Origin of the sequence: Nonomuraea sp. NPDC050227 (assembly GCF_044459705.1) — a bacterium.
Classification (GTDB): Bacteria; Actinomycetota; Actinomycetes; order Streptosporangiales; family Streptosporangiaceae; genus Nonomuraea.
In genome coordinates, this window is record NZ_JBITJF010000002.1 from 14,146 (window position 1) to 30,884 (window position 16,739).

At 72.3% G+C, this 16,739-nt stretch carries 17 protein-coding genes; 7 read left to right on the forward strand and 10 right to left on the reverse strand.

The window, feature by feature from the left end:
• Positions 1 to 6: 6 nt before the first annotated feature.
• On the reverse strand, positions 7 to 1,560 hold the full coding sequence (locus tag ACIBK9_RS07275; protein WP_397155955.1) for an LCP family protein: 1,554 nt from the start codon (positions 1,558 to 1,560) through the stop codon (positions 7 to 9).
• Positions 1,561 to 1,693: 133 nt separating this feature from the next.
• On the reverse strand, positions 1,694 to 2,773 hold the full coding sequence (locus ACIBK9_RS07280) for a neutral zinc metallopeptidase (RefSeq protein ID WP_397155957.1): 1,080 nt from the start codon (positions 2,771 to 2,773) through the stop codon (positions 1,694 to 1,696).
• A gap of 580 nt (positions 2,774 to 3,353) precedes the next feature.
• On the opposite strand from ACIBK9_RS07280, the gene ACIBK9_RS07285 reads away from it, so the two are divergent.
• A complete protein-coding gene (locus tag ACIBK9_RS07285) occupies positions 3,354 to 4,223 on the forward strand; it encodes a LysR family transcriptional regulator (RefSeq protein ID WP_358292844.1) in 870 nt (289 codons plus the stop codon).
• A 140-nt stretch (positions 4,224 to 4,363) separates the two neighbouring features.
• Here the strand turns inward: ACIBK9_RS07285 and ACIBK9_RS07290 are convergent, their stop codons facing one another.
• On the reverse strand, positions 4,364 to 5,710 hold the full coding sequence (locus ACIBK9_RS07290) for a sensor histidine kinase (RefSeq protein ID WP_397155960.1): 1,347 nt from the start codon (positions 5,708 to 5,710) through the stop codon (positions 4,364 to 4,366).
• The gene (locus ACIBK9_RS07295; RefSeq protein ID WP_352328085.1) at positions 5,703 to 6,377 is read right to left on the reverse strand and encodes a response regulator transcription factor; all 675 of its coding nucleotides are present in this window, start codon (positions 6,375 to 6,377) and stop codon (positions 5,703 to 5,705) included. Before ACIBK9_RS07295 ends, ACIBK9_RS07290 begins: the two co-directional genes overlap by 8 nt.
• Before the next feature lie 127 nt (positions 6,378 to 6,504).
• Here ACIBK9_RS07295 and ACIBK9_RS07300 point away from each other — a divergent pair, with 127 nt between their 5' ends.
• From ACIBK9_RS07300 to ACIBK9_RS07310, 3 genes are all read left to right on the forward strand, one after another.
• A complete protein-coding gene (locus tag ACIBK9_RS07300; protein WP_397155962.1) occupies positions 6,505 to 7,668 on the forward strand; it encodes an outer membrane lipoprotein carrier protein LolA in 1,164 nt (387 codons plus the stop codon).
• The gene (locus ACIBK9_RS07305) at positions 7,665 to 8,642 is read left to right on the forward strand and encodes an ATP-binding cassette domain-containing protein (RefSeq protein WP_397155964.1); all 978 of its coding nucleotides are present in this window, start codon (positions 7,665 to 7,667) and stop codon (positions 8,640 to 8,642) included. The genes ACIBK9_RS07300 and ACIBK9_RS07305 overlap by 4 nt, the downstream gene beginning before the upstream one ends.
• 91 nt (positions 8,643 to 8,733) lie before the next feature.
• The gene (locus ACIBK9_RS07310) at positions 8,734 to 9,684 is read left to right on the forward strand and encodes an ABC transporter permease (RefSeq protein WP_397155966.1); all 951 of its coding nucleotides are present in this window, start codon (positions 8,734 to 8,736) and stop codon (positions 9,682 to 9,684) included.
• 74 nt (positions 9,685 to 9,758) lie between these two features.
• On the opposite strand, the gene ACIBK9_RS07315 is transcribed toward ACIBK9_RS07310, so the two are convergent.
• Positions 9,759 to 10,493 carry a YcnI family protein gene (locus ACIBK9_RS07315; RefSeq protein ID WP_397155968.1) on the reverse strand — a complete coding sequence of 245 codons (735 nt, stop codon included), beginning with the start codon at positions 10,491 to 10,493 and terminating at the stop codon, positions 9,759 to 9,761.
• A 49-nt stretch (positions 10,494 to 10,542) separates the two neighbouring features.
• A complete protein-coding gene (locus ACIBK9_RS07320; protein WP_387669739.1) occupies positions 10,543 to 11,079 on the reverse strand; it encodes an MFS transporter in 537 nt (178 codons plus the stop codon).
• A 132-nt stretch (positions 11,080 to 11,211) separates the two neighbouring features.
• Between ACIBK9_RS07320 and ACIBK9_RS07325 the strand changes: the two genes are divergently transcribed.
• Entirely contained in the window at positions 11,212 to 11,703 is a 492-nt protein-coding gene (locus ACIBK9_RS07325; RefSeq protein WP_397155971.1) for a hypothetical protein, read from the forward strand.
• On the opposite strand, the gene ACIBK9_RS07330 is transcribed toward ACIBK9_RS07325, so the two are convergent.
• The 4 genes from ACIBK9_RS07330 to ACIBK9_RS07345 all read right to left on the reverse strand — a co-directional run bounded on the left by ACIBK9_RS07330 (position 11,697) and on the right by ACIBK9_RS07345 (position 14,519).
• Positions 11,697 to 12,440 carry an ATP-binding cassette domain-containing protein gene (locus ACIBK9_RS07330; protein WP_397155973.1) on the reverse strand — a complete coding sequence of 248 codons (744 nt, stop codon included), beginning with the start codon at positions 12,438 to 12,440 and terminating at the stop codon, positions 11,697 to 11,699. The two genes, ACIBK9_RS07325 and ACIBK9_RS07330, sit on opposite strands and share 7 nt — an antisense overlap.
• Positions 12,441 to 12,442: 2 nt before the next feature.
• Positions 12,443 to 13,231, reverse strand: a complete 789-nt coding sequence (locus tag ACIBK9_RS07335; protein WP_397155975.1) for an ABC transporter permease — start codon at positions 13,229 to 13,231, stop codon at positions 12,443 to 12,445.
• Positions 13,224 to 13,919 carry an ABC transporter permease gene (locus ACIBK9_RS07340; protein ID WP_397155977.1) on the reverse strand — a complete coding sequence of 232 codons (696 nt, stop codon included), beginning with the start codon at positions 13,917 to 13,919 and terminating at the stop codon, positions 13,224 to 13,226. The genes ACIBK9_RS07335 and ACIBK9_RS07340 overlap by 8 nt, the downstream gene beginning before the upstream one ends.
• A 189-nt stretch (positions 13,920 to 14,108) precedes the next feature.
• Positions 14,109 to 14,519 (reverse strand): hypothetical protein, encoded by a 411-nt coding sequence (locus ACIBK9_RS07345; protein ID WP_397155979.1) that lies wholly within the window; start codon positions 14,517 to 14,519, stop codon positions 14,109 to 14,111.
• Positions 14,520 to 14,622: 103 nt separating this feature from the next.
• Here ACIBK9_RS07345 and ACIBK9_RS07350 point away from each other — a divergent pair, with 103 nt between their 5' ends.
• Complete coding sequence (locus ACIBK9_RS07350) at positions 14,623 to 15,597, forward strand: alpha/beta hydrolase (protein ID WP_397155981.1); 975 nt, start codon at positions 14,623 to 14,625, stop codon at positions 15,595 to 15,597.
• A 148-nt stretch (positions 15,598 to 15,745) separates the two neighbouring features.
• Complete coding sequence (locus ACIBK9_RS07355) at positions 15,746 to 16,582, forward strand: siderophore-interacting protein (protein WP_397155983.1); 837 nt, start codon at positions 15,746 to 15,748, stop codon at positions 16,580 to 16,582.
• The last annotated feature ends 157 nt before the right edge of the window (positions 16,583 to 16,739 follow it).

Sequence of the window (16,739 nt, forward strand, 5' to 3'; positions counted from 1 at the left end):
TGGCCGTCACAGGCCGCACAGCTCCGTCAGGGACTTCGCGCCGCCCCGCTGGCTGTTGCGGGTCGGGGTCTCGGTCGGCGTGCCCCCCTGGGCCTGCGTACGGGTCCGCGACGGCGTGGCCGTCGGGGAGCCGGGGGACGCGGTCACGTTGGCGGTCTGGGCCTGGCGGGCGGAGCGGTCGGAGTCGGCGATCGCCTTCTTCGCGGCCGCGCGGATCTTGACCCAGTCGGGCCTGCCCGAGTAGAAGTCCGGCGGCACGAACTGCAGGCTGGTGATCTTGGCGTCCTTGACCTTGAGCGCCAGGTCCGCCAGCGGCGCGACGAGCGGACGCGGGATGTTCGTCTGGGCCAGCCGCTTGGCCGCCCCGGCGATCTTGGTGAAGTTCGTCAGGATCACGCCGGGCGTGGCCTGCTGGGCGAAGGCGCCGATCACGCAGCGCTGGCGTCCCATGCGGGAGAAGTCGTCGCTGTTGACGCGGGAGCGGCCGTACCACAGGGCCTCCTCACCCGACAGCTTGCGGTAGCCCGCCTTGATCGTGCCCGCGGTGCCGAAGTGGCCGCCCCACTTGACGTCCTCCTCGACCCGGATCTTCAGGCCGCCGATGGCGTCCACCAGGGCGGCGAAGCCGTACATGTTGATCAGGGCGTAGTAGTCGATCCTGAGGTTCAGGGTGTAGCCGATGGCGTCCATGAGGGCCCGCGGGCCGCGGTTCTTGCCGCCCATGAGCTGCGGGTTGTCGTTGGCGTACTGCCAGACCTCGTTGAGCAGGCCGCCGTTGGGCAGCTCGGCCATGTAGCCGTTGGGGAAGTGCTTGTGCAGCGGCGAGGACGGCGGGAAGCGCACGTGCTGCAGGTTGCGCGGCAGGCTGAACAGCACGGTGTTGCCGGTCCTGGTGTCCACGCTGGCCACCGTCATGCTGTCGGTGCGCACGCCCACGCGGTTGCCCGCGGCGTCCCCGCCGACCAGCAGGAAGTTCACCCGGGTCTTGCCGTCCCAGGGGTCCTCGGGGTTCTTGATCTGGACGGGGTTCTCCGGGTCCGGGTGCGAGGGGAAGATCGCGTTGACGGCGTTCCGCCCGGCCAGCACGTAGTTGGCCGTCAGCGCGAACGGCGACATGACGGCCACGCACAGCACGCCCACGACGATCCCGGTCACCACCTGGCCCTGCTGGTTCAGCCTGTTGGGGCCCAGCGCCACGTACGAGACGGCGATCACGGCGAACCAGGCCAGCGCGCACGCGGCCGCGATGACGATCACCGTGACCATGGCGCCGTCCTCGGCCAGGCCCGTCAGGTTGCTCAGATCCCGGGTCAGGCCGAAGGTCAGGGCCGCGAGCAGCAGCACCGCGTACGCGCCGATCATGATCAGCCCGGTACGACGGCGCCCGGCCCGCAGATGCGCGGCGCCGGGCACGAGGGCGGACAGAGCCGTCCAGCCGATGACGGAGGCGGTCGTCAGGGGTTTGGCGAAGCGCGGCGCGGGGGAGGAGCCCTTGCGCGGGCGTGGAGTCCGCCGTTTGGCGCCTCCGGGCACGGCGTCCACCCGATCGCGCTTGCTCACACCGGCTCCTTCACACGCCTACCAGGCAAAAATGACGTTTGCCCCATGTCGGGCACAAGATTGCCGTGATTCTAGCCCCCATACCTGGACATCAGAGACAACTCTTCAACATGAGATGAACGCCACGTGTCGCTCAGGAAGTCGTCGAGGACGGCGCCAGCCACGTGTTGCACTGATACGTCTTGTCCCGCTCCCACCCCTGCCGGAACCAGCGGTTGTTGTTGGCGGGCGTGCCGTGGTCGCGCGGATAGCCGGGATAGTCGCCCACCTGCGCGTAGAACCAGAACAGCCGCGAGCGCAGCGAGGACGGGACCGGGTAGGACGAGGCGACCGAACGCATCCACATGCCGCCGAGACAGGTGGCCTGGAGCTCCAGTTTCCTGCTCAGCGCCAGCTTGCCGCTCTGGCTGGAGGAGTTGACGGTGCCCTGCCACCAGGAGTCCATCACGCCGGTGATGTTCTGGACGTGGTGGCCGTACTCGTGGGCCATCATGCTGATGATGCCGCCGTGCCAGGAGATGATCTGGCCGTAGCCGCGGGCGTTGCCGTTGCCCCTGGACATCGCCGAGGTGGAGGCGTAGATCGTGTTGTTGCGTGGGCAGTAGTACGGCACCATGCTCCCGGCCGAGGGATAGTCGCCGCACGCGCCCCGTCCGCGCCCGGCCGCGACGGCGTAGTTCGGCGGGCTGAACGCGATGCCCTGCCGCTGCAGGATCGGCCCCCATGCCTTGTCCATGCACCGGCCGGTCTTCAGGATCAGCGCCTTGAGCTGGCTGTGGCTGAAGATGTTGGTGTTCCCGGCCCGGCAGTTCACCCGGGGCAGGCTGCCCGCCCGGTAGAGGGTGTTGTTCTTCAGGCTGGTGTTGAGCGTGACCTGCTTGGGCGGCGTCACCGTCTCCTGGGTCGGCTGCTCGGTGGGCTGCTGCGACGGCTGCTGGGTCGGTTCCTGGGTCTGTTCCTGGGTGGGCTCCTGCGACGAGGTGTCGTGCGTCGGCTCGTGGCTGGGGAAGGGCTCGTCGCTGTGCGACGGCTCGTACGACGGGAGCGCGACCGGCGTGGTCGTGTCCGGGTGCGAGGACGACTTCAGCATCGCCGCCCCGATGACGATCAGCACGAACAGCGCCGCCAGCGACCCGAACACCGCCCCGAGGACGCCGGCGACCCCCATGCCGGACTTCTTCCTCGGCTGCTGCGGCCACTGCCTCGTGGGCATGGGCGGCATGGGCGGCGGGGGCGGCGGCGGCTGGTACTGCTGCCCGTATTGCGGCGGCGGATACTGCGGGCCGCGCGGCGGATGGCCCTGCGGCGGATGGCCCTGCGGCGGCTGCGGGGGCCCCTGAGGGGGGCCCTGCGGGGGCGGCGGCTGCGGCGGATAGCCCTGCGGCTGGGGTTGCTGCGGCGGATAGGGACGATGGCCGGGCAGCGGGCCCTGGGGTGGGCCCTGGGGCGGGGTCGGCGGCGCCTGCGGGTAGGGCTGACCGCCCTGCGGCTGCGGCTGCCGGTAGCCCGGCGGCGGCCAGGGCCGCGAAGGGGGCCGCAGGGGCTGCCCGGGCCCTTGTGGCGGAGGTGGATATTGCCCGTTTGCTGTCACCGTGTCTCCCCGTTAACCCGCTTGTCTGCAATGCACGGCTTTGCGGCAGACCCCAAAGGATCTTTGCCAAATTTGGGGCAAAAGCATACTGATTTATCACCCGTCACGGATGTAGCGGTACTCGGTCACGCTCCGAAATCAATCGAGGTGATCTCCGCTATCTACCGGTCCCGGAGCAGGGCGGTGTCCTAGCTTCGTTGGCATGAATCTCCAGCAGCTCCGCTATGTGGTCGCGACTGCGGAGCACCGCACCATGACCGACGCGGCCAGGTCGCTCTACATCGCGCAGCCTGCGCTGTCCCGCGCGATCCGCGATCTTGAGCGAGAGCTCGGCATGACGCTCTTCGCCCGCTCCGGCCGCGGCGTGGTGGTCACCGCCCAGGGCCGCCGCGTGGTCAAGCTGGCGAGGGAGGCGCTCGACGCCGTGCACGAGATCGAGGGCCTGGCCAACCACGCCGGCGTGACGGAGGCCGAACTGCGCATCGCCTCCACCCCGAGTCTCGAACCCGGACTCGCGGGGCGGCTGCTCCCTGCCTACGCGGCCGAGCACCCAGGGGTACGCGTGCACATCGTGCGCTGCGACGGCCGCGACGGCGTCGTCAGCGCCATCCGGGATCAGCGGGCCGACCTCGGGCTCACCGATCTGCCCGTGCCCACCGACCTCATCACCCACCCGCTCGAACGCCAGGAGATCGTGCTGATCTCCCCGCCCGGGCTCGACCTGCCCAACCCGGTCCCCATGGGCAAGCTGCACGGCATGCGCCTGGCGCTGCCCGCCCGCGGCAGCTCGCGGCGCAGGGAGCTCGACGCCATGTTCGGCAAGTACGCCGTCACCCCCGTGGTCGTCCTGGAGACCGACGAGCGCAACGGCTGGCTGAACGCGGTCCGCGCCGGCCAGGCCTCGCTGCTGTGGTACCGCGGCATGGCCGACCAGGCCACCAGGGCGGGCCTGGTGGTGCGCTCACTCGAACCGGCCGTGCGGCGCGTCATCGCCGTGGTGCACGCACGCCGCCGCCTGCCCCTCATCGCCCAGGACTTCCTGTCCACCGCGGAGAAGGGCACAGCCGCCTGACCAGGAACGTTCCATGATCCCCCGCAGTCCCCGCCGTTGACCCCCAGCCCGCCGGCGCCCCGAGCGCGTCGCGCGGGCGAGCGTCCCCGCCGATCGCTCCCGCCGATCGCTCCTGCCGATCGGCCGGCCCCGGCGCCCGCCTAGCGGGACACCGGAAGGCGGACCACGGCGCGCAGGCCCGGCGCCGCGTCCTGCAGCACCACCGTCCCGCCGTGGGCGCGCACGGTCTCCCGGACGATCGCCAGCCCCAGGCCGGCCCCGCCCTCGTCCCTGCTGCGCCCGGAGTCCAGCCGGGTGAACCGGTTGAACACCCGCTCCCGGTCCTGCTCGGGGATGCCGGGCCCGTCGTCGGTCACCGTCAGCACGCCGTCGGCGGTCAGCGCCACCTCGACCTTCGAGGAGGTGTGCCGGACGGCGTTGTCCATCAGGTTCGTCAGCACCCGGCTCAGGTCGAGGGCGTCCCCGCGCACCACCACGGGGTCGCACGCGGTCAGCCGGGCCTCGCCGTACCGCTCGGCGACTTGGCGCACCACCTCGTCGAGGTTGACCGGCTCGTCGCGGGCCGGCACGCCGCCGCGCTCGTCCAGGCGGGCCAGCGCGAGCAGGTCCTCGGCCAGCCGGGACAGCCGCAGGGCGTCCTCCAGCACGCCCTCGGCGGTCTCCCGCCACTCCTGGCCTTCCGGATGGCCGAGCGCCACCTCCAGCTGGAGCCGGATGCTGGCCAGCGGGCTGCGCAGCTCGTGGGCGGCGTCGGAGACCAGCGCGCGCTGGCGCTGCTCGGCCTCCTCCAGCCGGGCCAGCATGCCGTTGAGCGTGGTGGCCAGGGCGTACACCTCGTCGCGCGACTGCGGCACCGGCAGCCGCCGGGACCGGGCCGTGTGCGTGATCTCGGCGGCGACCCGGCGCAGCGACGAGATCGGGCGCAGCGTCCTGCCGATCATCAGCCAGCTCGCCACCGCCAGCAGCACGACCAGCGCGGGCGTGCCGACCAGCAGGACGCGTCCGGCCACGCCCAGGCTCGTCTGGATCTCGCCGATCGGCCGGGCGGCCAGCACCGTCTGCCCGTGGTCGGCGCTGAGCACCACCACCCGCAGCGGCCCCGGGATCGCGTACGGCCGCCCGTCCAGGAACGTCGCCCGCCCCTCGCGCAGCACCCTGGCCCTGGCCGCCGCGTCCAGCAGCGGCACCAGCCGGTCGGTGCCGTACGTGACGTGCGTGATCCGCCCGCTCCGGTCGAGCACCTGGACGATCGTGCCGTCGTGCGTGGTGATCGGGCTGGTCAGCGTCCCGGCGTCGGCCGCCACGCGCACGCTCTGGGCCTGCTGCCTGGTCGAGGTGTCGACCGTGTCGATCAGCGCCCGGTCGAGCACCGACAGCAGCACCGAGGCCGACAGAGCCAGCGCCAGCCCCAGCACGGCGGCCGCCGCGACCGTCAGCCTGAACCGCAGCCCCTGACGCCGCCACCAGGCCATCGGGGTGTCAGCCACCGTCGCCCGCCAGCCGGTAGCCCGCGCCGCGCACGGTCTGCAGCGCGTTCCTGCCGAAGGGGGCGTCGACCTTGCGCCGCAGGTAGCCGACGTAGACCTCGACCACATTCGGGTCGGTGTCGAAGGTGTCCCACACGTGTTCCAGGATCTCCGACTTCGACACCACCTCGTCACGGCGGCGCATCAGGAACTCCAGCAGCGCGAACTCCCTCGGCGTCAGCTCCACCGGCGTCTCGCCCCGCTGCACCTTCCGGCGGGCCGGGTCGAGGGTCAGGTCGCCGGCCGCCAGCACCGACGGCCGCCGCCCCGAGTCGCGCCGCAGCAGGGCCCGGAGCCTGGCCACCAGCACCACGTACGAGAAGGGCTTGGTCAGGTAGTCGTCGGCGCCGAGGTCGAGGCCGTCGGCCATGTCGTACTCGCCGTCCTTGGCCGACAACATGAGGATCGGCACCCAGTTCTCCTCCGCGCGCAACTGCTTGCACACGTTGTAGCCCGACAGCCTCGGCAGCATGATGTCCAGCACCACGACGTCGTAGTCGCCCTGCCTGGCCGCGTGCAGGCCCTCCTCGCCGTCGTGGGCGAGGTCCACGGCGAACCCCTCGGCCTGCAGCCCGCGCTGGAGGGCCGCGGCCATCCGCCGCTCGTCCTCGACGACCAGTACTCTCATGTGCTGATTCTCCCGTCCCTGAGCTGAGACGCCGCTGAGAAGGCTGAGAGGCGTCTCAGACAGTCTCAGGCCGGCCACAGGATGCATGCCGCAGGCTCTGGTCATCGACATACCGTTAAGGAGTGAGATGCGCAGAGGCACGTTCGTGAGGTGGGGAGTCCCGATCGCCGCGGCGGCGCTGATCGGTGGCGCGATCGGAGCCGGCCCGGTCATCGCGGCGGTGAGCGGCGAGCCCGTCCTGCCCGAGCGTTCGGCCCAGCAGCTGCTGGCCGACGCCGTGGCGGCGACGAGCAAGGGAGGCGGCCTGCCGCCCATGTCCGGCACGGTGCAGCAGACGGCCTCGCTCGGCCTGCCGTCGCTGCCCCAGACCGGCGGTGAGTCGCCGCTGAGCCTGCTGTCCGGCTCGCACGAGATCAAGGTCTGGTACGGCGGCGCCGACCGGTTCCGGGTGGCCATGCCGACCCAGCTGAACGAGACCAACCTGATCGTCAACGGCGACCAGGGCTGGTACTGGGAGAGCGCCACCAACACCGCGACCAGGTTGACCATCAAGCCGGGCACGGGCCAGGAGCACAAGCTGCCCAGCACGCCGCCGACCCAGCTGACGCCGCCGCAGGTGGCCGAGCAACTGCTGGCCAAGGCCGGCGAGCACACCGCGGTCCGCGTGATCAACACCGCGGAGGTGGCGGGCCGTCCGGTCTACCAGCTCGTCCTCGCCCCCAAGGACGAGGGCTCGCTGGTGCAGGAGGTGCGGCTCGCGCTCGACGGCGAGACCTACGTCCCGCTCCAGGTCCAGGTCTACGCCAAGGGCTCGGCCGAACCGGCCTTCCAGGTCGGCTTCACCCAGGTGACGTTCACGCCGCCGGCCGCGGAGAACTTCGCCTTCACCCCGCCCGCGGGCGCCAAGGTGGAGGAGAAGGACCTCAGCGAGCTGGGCGACGCCAAGCGCGCCGAGCAGCACGCCGAGCAGGCCGAGAAGGTCGCGGGCGAGCTCAAGGTCGTCGGCGACGGGTGGACGACCGTGGCCGTCCTGCCGTTCAAGCCGGAGGACCTCACGGCGGCCGGCCGGCCGGCGGCGGGCGAGGGCCCGACGCCCGGCGACGGCTCGAAGGCCGACGTGGGGGCGCTGGCCGACACCGTCCTGAAGTCGGCCACGCCGGTGAGCGGCACGTGGGGCTCGGGCCGGCTGATCAGGACGAAGCTCGTCACCGTCCTGCTGACCGACGACGGCCGCCTGCTGGCCGGCGCGGTCACCCCGGAGGAGATCACCCAGGCGGCGGGCGTCAGGTGACCACCGCCGTCACGCAGGAAGCGGGGGCGCCCTTCGGGGCGGCCCCGCCCTCCGGGGAGCACGCCATCGTCACGCGCGGCCTGACCAAGCGTTTCCGCGGCGGCCAGGTGGCCGTGGACGCGCTCGACCTGGCGGTGCCGCGCGGCTCGGTCTTCGGCTTCCTCGGGCCCAACGGCTCGGGCAAGACCACGACCATCCGCATGCTGCTGGGCCTCATCGCGCCCACCGAGGGGGAGCACTCCCTGCTCGGGCTGCCGCTGCCGCGGGCGCTGCCCCGGGTGGGGGCGGTGGTGGAGGGGCCGGCGTTCTACCCGTACCTGTCGGGCGAGGCCAACCTGATGCGCTTCGACGCCGCCGACCCCACCGCCGTGCGCCGCACCGCGCGGGCGCGCGTCGCCGCCGCGCTCGACCGGGTGGGCCTGTCGGCCGCGGCCGGCAAGCGCTACCGCAACTATTCGCTCGGCATGCGCCAGCGGCTGGCCATCGCGGCCGCGCTGCTCGGCCCGCGCGAGCTGCTCGTCCTGGACGAGCCGACCAACGGCCTCGACCCGCAGGGCACCCGCGAGGTGCGCGCGCTGGTCAAGGACATCGCCGCCGGCGGCACCACCGTCTTCGTCTCCTCGCACCTGCTGGCCGAGGTCGAGCAGATGTGCACGCACGCCGCCATCATGCGGACCGGCAAGCTGGCCGCCCAGGGCACGATCGCCTCGCTGAACGGCGGCCTGGCCACGCGCGTCCGGATCGAGACGCCCGACGTGGCCGACGCCGCGCGGGTGCTCGGCGGGCTGGGGCTGGCCGACGTGCGGCGCGGCGACGCCGACGTGACGGCCGAGCTGGGCGGCCACGCGCCGGAGCGGATCAACGCCGCGCTGGTCGGCGAAGGGGTCGCCGTACGGGGGCTGGCCGTGCTGCGGCCGAGCCTGGAGGACGTGTTCGTCGGACTGACGGGGGAGGGCTTCGATGTCGACGGCTGACACCTCGGCGCCGGACGCTGAGACATCACGCGCGCCGCAGACGCGGGACACCGGGGCGCCGCAGGCGCGGGACGGCCGGTCCGATGGGCGCATGCCCGGCCTGGTGCCCGTGACCGAGACGCTGCGCACGGTGGAGCGGCACACATCGGACCCGGCCCGAGAGGCCGCGGCCGTCCCCGCGCGGGACGCCGGGACGGACGCCGCCGACGGCCCGCGGCGGGCGAGGTGGGCGTTCTGGCGGCTGCTCGGCTCGGAGCTGGGCCTGACCTTCCGCCGGCCGCGCAACCTGGTGATGCTGGCCGTGCTCGCCTCCGTGCCGGCCGTCCTCGGCCTCGCCCTGCGCGCGTTCGGCGGCGACGACCGCGACGGGATGGGCGGGTTCATCCAGAGCGTGGCGGGCAACAGCCTCATGCTCACGTTCGTCGCGTTCTCGTTCCTCGTGCTGCTGCTGATGCCGGTCGCCGTCAGCGTGGTCGCCGGTGACTCGGTGGCCGGGGAGGCGGGCGGCGGCACTCTGCGCTACCTGCTGGCCGCGCCCGCGGGACGTACCCGTCTGCTGGCCGTCAAATACCTCAACGCGGTCGTCTTCGCCTACGCCGTCACGGCGGTGGTGGCGCTGTCGGCGCTGGTCACCGGGCTGATCCTGTTCCCGGCCGGGCCGGTGACGCTGCTGTCGGGCACGACGATCTCCATGGGCGAGGGGCTGCTGCGCATCCTCATCGCCGTCGGCTACGTCGGGGCCGGCATGGCGGCGCTGGCGGCCGTCGCGCTGGCGCTGTCGACGTTCACCGAGGTGTCCATCGGGGCGGTGGCCGCCACGCTCGTGCTGGTGGTCGTCTGCCAGGTGCTGCGGGCCTTCCCGGAGCTGAGCGCGGTGACGCCGTACCTGCTGCCGACCAGGTTCACCAACTTCGACGCGGTGCTGCGCAGCCCGATGGACCTGTCGGCGCTGCGGGACGGGCTGCTGGCCTTCGGCGCCTACATCGTGCTGTTCTGCTCGATCGCGTGGGCGCGCTTCTCCGGCAAGGACATCACGTCCTGACCGGGCGGCGCGTCCCCGGCCGGGCGAGGTGCCCGGCCGGGGACGCCGCGTCGCGAGGGTCAGGGGCGCGAAGGTCAGGCCGACCGGCGGCGCAGGCCCAGGGCGCCGACGACGACGCCGATGACGCCGACGACCAGCCCGGCGCCGCCCAGCAGGCGGGCCGTGCCGTCGGAGGAGGAGGCCGCGGAGGCCGCCACCGGCGCCACCGACGGGCCCGTGGCGGCGGCCGGCGCGGCCGAGGCCGACGCGCTCGCGGCGGAGTGGTGGTCGTCGTCGCCGGAGGCCGGGACGAGCTTCAGCGTGGGAACGGGGTGCTCTGCCTCGGTGCCGTCGGGCTTGGGCGCGTCGGCCCAGTCGACCACCTCGCCGCCGGAGTACGTCTGCTTCGTCGGGAACGTCAGCGAGTCGACGTCCTTGGGCAGCTGGCCCATGGACACCTCGAACTCCTGGAACTCGCCCGGGTTGATCTTGCCGCCGGACCACACGACCGTGGTGACGGCCTCCTCCAGGTCGCCGTACTCCGTCTTGACCGGCTTGGGCAGCTTGCCCTCGGTGACCTTGACGTCCCAGCCCGGCACGGGCTTGACCGACACGAACGCCAGCGGATGGTCGGTGGGGAAGCTGACCTGGACCTTGGTCGTGGCGGCGTCGTCCCGCTCGTTGGGCACCCGGAAGGCCACCTTGGTGAACCCGCCCTGCTCGGCGGTGCCCGGGTTGATGGAGACGTGGGCCAGCGCGGGCAGCGCCAGGCCGGCGGTGAGGGCGGTGGCGGCGGCGAGCACGGTCGCCGCGCGACGGACGAAGGACATGGCGGAACTCCACTTCGGAAAATGACAGGGGTCTACGGGTGTCAGCAGGTCAGGCGGGAAGTGGAGGACCACGCCTGGCCACCCGGTGCCGGAACCCCGGCTGCGGGGGGACCACCCTGGTGTGCACGACCGGGACGCCCGGCCGCACCGCGGGCACGACCGCGAGCAGCGGCGGCACGAGCCGCAACCCCAGCCGGCGCAGCAGCGACCACAGCACGATCTCGCCGCGCGACAGCCACCAGCCGGTCATCAGGGTCGCCGTGAGGTGCGCGAGCAGCATGCCCGCGTTGACGGCCAGGCCCTGGCCGTGGCCGTGCTCGAAGACGTAGGAGGACGGGCTGCCGCCCGCGAACAGCTCGTGCAGGCCGAACTGCGCCACACCCAGCACGACGTTGATCAGCGGCGCCGAGCGTTCCCTGCCGGACAGCGCCAGCCCCAGGCCGGACACCGCCACCAGGCCCAGCGCCGCCGCCCACGGCCCCGGACGCCCGCCGCCGCCCGCCACGTGGGCGAGGGCAGCGAGGGTCACGCAGACGGCGGCGAAGGCGGCCGTCCGCGCGAGCCGGAGGGGAAGTCGCGCACGCATGTGTGCCACATGGTCTCACGAGGCCCCGTCGCATGAGACCCCTAACTTCCGGGCGGGCTGATGCCTGGTCCGGAAATGGCATTTGTCGCTAGGGTCGTGCCGAGCGCGTTGACATTCGCGTTGACATTTGAGGTGAGAACGTTGCGGCACTTAGCAGGTTTGCTCATCGGCGTCGTGGTCACGGCGGCCGTCCTCGGGGGTGGCGGATGGGCCGTGCAGCAGGCCCTCGCCAGCGCGGCGATCACCCCGCCGCCGCCCGACAACCAGAAGATGTGGATCGCCCTCGGCGCCATGGCCGCGGTCGGGCTGGTCGTCGGCCTCGTCGTGGCCGGCCGGATCTCGCCGCTGGCCACGTTCGTGCCCTCGATGGTGCTGCTGGCCTGGACCGTCGTCTACGCCCTCGACACCGGCAGGGCGCTGTCCCTCATCCCCGACCAGGCGTCGGTCCACCAGATCGTCCTGGACGCCGGCGCGGGCGACAGGACCCTGCTCACCACGGGCGTGCTGGCCCTGCTGGGCGTGGTCCTGTTCATCCCCGTGCTGATGCCCTCCCGCTGGTCGCGCCCGCACGACGACCTCGACGACGACGACTACGAGACCACGCAGGAGGGCGGCTACTACTGAGTGCCGGTGTAGAGCCTGGTCACCACGTCCTCGATGGTGGCCTGCTCCGGCGCCGTGGCCATGAGCTCGGCGAGCGTCCCGTCGAAGGCCAGCCGGCCGTGGTCGATCAGCATGATCCGGCGGCACAGGCGCTCGATGTCGCCGAGGTCGTGCGTGGTCAGTAGCACGGTCGTGCCGCGTTCGGCGTTCTGCCGCTTCAGGAAGCCGCGGATGCTGGCCTTGCTGACCACGTCGAGGCCGATGGTCGGCTCGTCCAGCACCAGCACGTCGGGCGCGTGCAGCAGCGCCGCGGCCAGGTCGCCGCGCATGCGCTGCCCCAGGCTGAGCTGACGCACCGGGGTGCGCAGGAAGGAGCCGAGGTCGAGGGTCTCGGTCAGCTCGGCCAGCCGGACCCGGAAGGTTCCACGATCTACTTTGTAAAGGTGTCGGACCAGTTCGAAGCTGTCCTTGAGCGGCAGGTCCCACCACAGGGTCGTCCGCTGGCCGAACACCACGCCGATGCGCCGGGCGAGCGTGGTGCGCCGGCGCGAGGGGTCGAGCCCGGCCACCCGCACCGAGCCGGTGGTGGGGGTGAGGATGCCGCACAACATCTTGATCGTGGTGGACTTGCCCGCGCCGTTGGGCCCGAGGTAGCCGACGAACTCGCCGGCCGGCACGCTGAACGACAGATCGCGTACGGCGTGCACGACAGTGCGCCTGACCTTGAACGAGCGTCCCGCTTCGCGCAGCTCGATCATCGTTAACTCCCCGTCGATCGGTAGTGCCTGATGCCCTGCCGCCAGGCCGCCGCGGCGGCCAGGGCGAGGACCAGCGCGGCGGCCGGTCCGAGGAAGCGCATGAACCCGGGCGTGCCGAACGGGTCGTCCCGGCCCAGGACGTAGAGGCCGGACTGCCAGTTGACGAAGGCCAGGGGCAGCGCGTACGTGACGCCGCGGACCAGGTCGCGGGCGTAGATGCTGAGGGGGTACTGGCTGAGCTGGTGGGTGCCGTAGGTGAAGGTGTTGACCACCTCCGGGGCGTCGGTCAGCGCGAACTGCAGCGCGCCGGCGAGCGTCCAGAGCGCGGTGAAGATGACGACGCCGGTGACGATCATGACGGGGATCATCCAGGCCCGCCGCCAGTCGAGGCCGAGCGCGGCGACGGCATAGGCCAGCACGGCCACGGCCTGGACGACGCGGCCGATCCTGGTGGGCGCGAAGCGGTCGGCGGCGATCTGGATCCACGCGGCGGCCGGGCGGATGAGGATCGTGTCGAGCGTGCCGGCCTTGATGTGCTGGCTGATGCGGTCGAGGTTGCTGACGAAGGTGTCGCAGACGGTGAAGGAGACGGCGGAGGCGCCGTACAGGAACAGCACCTCCTCGCGGGTGAAGCCGGCCAGGGTGGTGGTGTTGGCGAAGACGACGAGGATGGCCGCGACGTCGATCGCCCCCGTGACCAGGCCGAACACGACCATCAGGGCGAAGGAGAGGCGGTAGGCGGCCGCGGCGCGGGTCCAGGTCCAGGCCAGCAGGAAGTACGTCCTAACCACCCTGGATCACCACCTTGTGGCGGACGGCGCGGGTGGCCAGCAGGCCGAGGGCGAACAGCGTCGCCGCCCAGAGCGCCTGGAGGGCGAGCGTCTGCCCGACGGGGGCCTTGCCGAGGTAGAGGTCGGCGGGCGCCTGGACCATGGAGGCCCACGGCAGGGCTCTGACCACCTCGCCCAGCGGGCCGGGGAACAGGTGGAGGGGGAGCATCATGCCGCTGAAGAACGTCGTCAGGACCAGGGACACGACGGCCACGCCGCGGTCGTCGGCGAGCCAGCAGACCGACAGTGCGACGAGGTAGCGCCAGCCGAAGCTGATGAGCACGCCGACGAGGAAGCCGGTCAGGGCCGCCGCCCATCCGGCCGGGGAGGCGGGGGTGGTGATGCCGAACAGGGCCGCGCCGAGCAGCAGCGGCGGGAGGCTGCGCACCAGCAGCAGGTACGCGGCCCGGCCCAGGTCCTCGGCCAGCGACCAGAGCTGGAGCGAGGCGGGGCGGACGAGGTCGAGCGCGATGTCGCCGCTGCGGATGCGCTCGGGGATGGCCAGGCCGCCGCCGAACAGCATCATCGGGCCGATGAGGGCCTGGGTGACGAAGCAGTAGGTGACGGCGTCGGTGACGTCGTAGCCGGCCAGGCCGGGGCGGGCCTGCCACAGGGCGATGAGGACGTAGGCGCGCAGGACGCCGAACACGCTGTTGGTGAACGCGCCGGCGAGCGCGGCCCAGACGTAGACGGCGTGTTTGCGGAAGCCGTACCGGACGAGGCGGGCGTAGAGGGGAATGGTGGCTCACCTCCCGAGAGTGAGGACACGGTCACGCGCCGTGTCGGGGGTCGGGCACGGGTCTGCCTTGGCGGAAGCCTGGAATTATCCGCCGGTGGGTCAGCGGTCCGCAACGCGATAAACGAAGCGCAGGCCCGACCAGGTCTCGTCGATGGCCGCGACCTTGTTGTCGACCAGCCCGGCGGCCAGGCCGAAGTCGCGGACGAGGCGGTCCGACAGGTCGGTGGGGATGCCGGAGGCGGGTTTGATCCGGCAGATCCACAGGCCGCCGTTCCTGGCCAGCGCGGCCTTGGCCGGGGGGAACACGCGGTGCAGGGTGGCGGCGTCGGGGCAGAAGAGCAGGACGACGTCGTACGCGGAACGTGCGCCGGCGGCCGGGTCCTGCTCGCGGTGCACGGTGGCGGCGGGTTCGCCGAGGTCGAGGCCGGCGGGGGCGGCGAGGGCCAGGACCTGGTGTCCCGGCTTGATGCCGAGCTTGCGGGGGAGCGGAGTCCCCGAATATCCCGCCATATCCCCAGAGTCGCACAAGGCCGGAATATTCGCGTCAGGGACGAGATCCTTACTGGCCGGTAGAGCCCTGGCGTTCCGGGAAGAAAAGGGGTGGAGGACCGTCATGCGCATCAACAAGGACGTGGCACCCGACTACCCCTTGAGCTGGCAGGCCAGGGCCCTGACCTCGGTCATGTGGGGCACCCTGAAGCCCGCCTCCTCGGTGCTGATGCGTCATCCGCTGGCCCTGATCGGCGCGGCCCGCCTGGGCGAGCTGGCGCAGCTGATGCCGGTGCGCCTTCCCGAGCACGCCGTCGTCGCGCCCGCCGAGGGGCCGGACTGCGGCGGCGAGTGGGTCCGCGCCGGCCGGGTGGACGAGCGCAAGGCGGTGCTCTACTTCCACGGCGGCGGCTACTTCTCGTGCTCGCCGCGTACCCACCGGCCCATCACCTGGCGGCTGTCGGCCGTGGCCCGGCGGCCGGTGCTCGCGCTGGACTACCGGCAGGGGCCGGTGCACCCGCTGGCCGACTCCCTGGCCGACGCGCTGGACGCCTACGAATGCCTGATGCGCAACGGGCACGCGCCCGAGGACATCGTCATCGCCGGGGACTCGGCGGGCGGGCACCTGACGCTGGCCACCCTGCTGGCGCTGCGCGACCGCGGCCTGCCGACGCCCGCCGCGGCGATCTGCCTGTCGCCGTGGGCGGACCTGACCGACATCCCGCGCCGCGCCAACCGCTGGCACGACCCCATGTTGCCGGCGGGCCGGGTGCGCTGGCTGGCCCGCCACTGGACCTGCGGGCTCGATCCGTGGGACCCGCTCGTCTCGCCGGTGCACGGCGACTTCACCGGCCTGCCGCCGCTGATGATCGTCACCGGCTCCACGGAGGTGCTGCGGGACGAGGCCCGCCGGGTGGCCGAGCGGGCCCGGGAGGCGGGGGTGCCGGTGCGGTACGAGGAGTGGCGGCGCATGCCGCACGCGTTCCCCATCCTGGCCGACGTGCTGCCGGAGGCGCGGCTGGCCTTCCGGCACATGTCGGCGTTCCTGGAGGCGGTCGCGGCCCGTGCGGCGCGGCGGGGGGATTCGGCGGCGGCCTGACTGGGCCTGCTGCGTCAGGGTAGCTTGAGCTGATATTTCCCAGTTTGGGGTTGCGCGCGGAGGGCGGCGTCGAGGCGTTGCGGTGGCCATGCGCGTCAATCCCACTGTAAGGTTAGGTATACCTAACTAACATATGGGGGCTGAAGTGATGGCTGACAAGCCCACGGACCACCATCGGGGCGTCGTCCTGCGGACCGAGCGGCTCTCCCCGCACATGATCCGCATCGTGGTCGGCGGCGACGGCCTGCGTGACTTCGCCTGCCGCGGCCTCACCGACCATTACGTGAAACTCGTCTTCCCGCACGAGGGCGTGGACTACCCCGAGCCCTTCAGCGTCAAGCACGTGCGCGAGACCATGCCGCGCGAGCTCTGGCCGCGTCTGCGCACCTACACCGTGCGCGCCTGGGACCCCGACGCCCTTGAGCTGACCCTCGACTTCGTCCACCACGGCCACAAGGGCCTGGCCGGGCCGTGGGCCGCCGCGGCCCAGCCCGGCGACGTCGTGCTGATGCTGGGCCCCGGCGGCGGCTACGCGCCCGACCCCGAGGCCGCCTGGCACCTGCTGGTGGGCGACGAGAGCGCGCTGCCGGCCATCGCCGCCTCCCTGGAGGCGCTGCCCGACGGCGCCCTGGCCCACGTCCTGCTGGAGGTGGACGGCCCCGGGGACGAGCTGAAGCTCGGCACGGCCGCCGACGCGCGGATCACCTGGCTGTACCGGGGCGCGCGGCCCGTCGGCCAGGCGCTGGTGGAGGCGGTGCGCGCGCTGGAGTTCCCCGAGGGGGACGTGCACGCGTTCGTCCACGGCGAGGCCGGTTTCGTCAAGGAGCTCCGCCGCCACCTGCGGCTGGAGCGGGGCGTGCCGATGGAGCGGCTGTCCATCTCCGGCTACTGGCGCATCGGCGTCGACGACGAGGGCTGGCGGGCGGTCAAGAACGACTGGAACCGCGAGGTCGAGGCCGACGAGGCCCGCGCCCTGGCCTCCTGACCCTCTTCCGGACGAAAGCCCGCCAACCACAGAAAGCCACTTCAGAACGTTCCATCCCAGCACTTACTAACCCTCCGGGCACGAACGCCTTACCTTCGATACCCCTTGCGCAAGACATGCGGAAAGGGCCCCCGGATGCCGCCACAGTGTGCCTTGC

Excerpts from the sequence above, each read along its gene's own strand:
- ACIBK9_RS07345 (WP_397155979.1), bottom strand. The coding sequence starts at position 14,519 with ATGGCGGGATATTCGGGGACTCCGCTCCCCCGCAAGCTCGGCATCAAG.
- ACIBK9_RS07320 (WP_387669739.1), bottom strand. The coding sequence starts at position 11,079 with ATGCGTGCGCGACTTCCCCTCCGGCTCGCGCGGACGGCCGCCTTCGCC.
- ACIBK9_RS07300 (WP_397155962.1), top strand. The coding sequence starts at position 6,505 with ATGCGCAGAGGCACGTTCGTGAGGTGGGGAGTCCCGATCGCCGCGGCG.
- ACIBK9_RS07330 (WP_397155973.1), bottom strand. The coding sequence starts at position 12,440 with ATGATCGAGCTGCGCGAAGCGGGACGCTCGTTCAAGGTCAGGCGCACT.
- ACIBK9_RS07310 (WP_397155966.1), top strand. The coding sequence starts at position 8,734 with ATGCCCGGCCTGGTGCCCGTGACCGAGACGCTGCGCACGGTGGAGCGG.
- ACIBK9_RS07280 (WP_397155957.1), bottom strand. The coding sequence starts at position 2,773 with ATGCCCACGAGGCAGTGGCCGCAGCAGCCGAGGAAGAAGTCCGGCATG.
- ACIBK9_RS07350 (WP_397155981.1), top strand. The coding sequence starts at position 14,623 with ATGCGCATCAACAAGGACGTGGCACCCGACTACCCCTTGAGCTGGCAG.
- ACIBK9_RS07315 (WP_397155968.1), bottom strand. The coding sequence starts at position 10,493 with ATGTCCTTCGTCCGTCGCGCGGCGACCGTGCTCGCCGCCGCCACCGCC.
- ACIBK9_RS07285 (WP_358292844.1), top strand. The coding sequence starts at position 3,354 with ATGAATCTCCAGCAGCTCCGCTATGTGGTCGCGACTGCGGAGCACCGC.
- ACIBK9_RS07355 (WP_397155983.1), top strand. The coding sequence starts at position 15,746 with ATGGCTGACAAGCCCACGGACCACCATCGGGGCGTCGTCCTGCGGACC.
- ACIBK9_RS07295 (WP_352328085.1), bottom strand. The coding sequence starts at position 6,377 with ATGAGAGTACTGGTCGTCGAGGACGAGCGGCGGATGGCCGCGGCCCTC.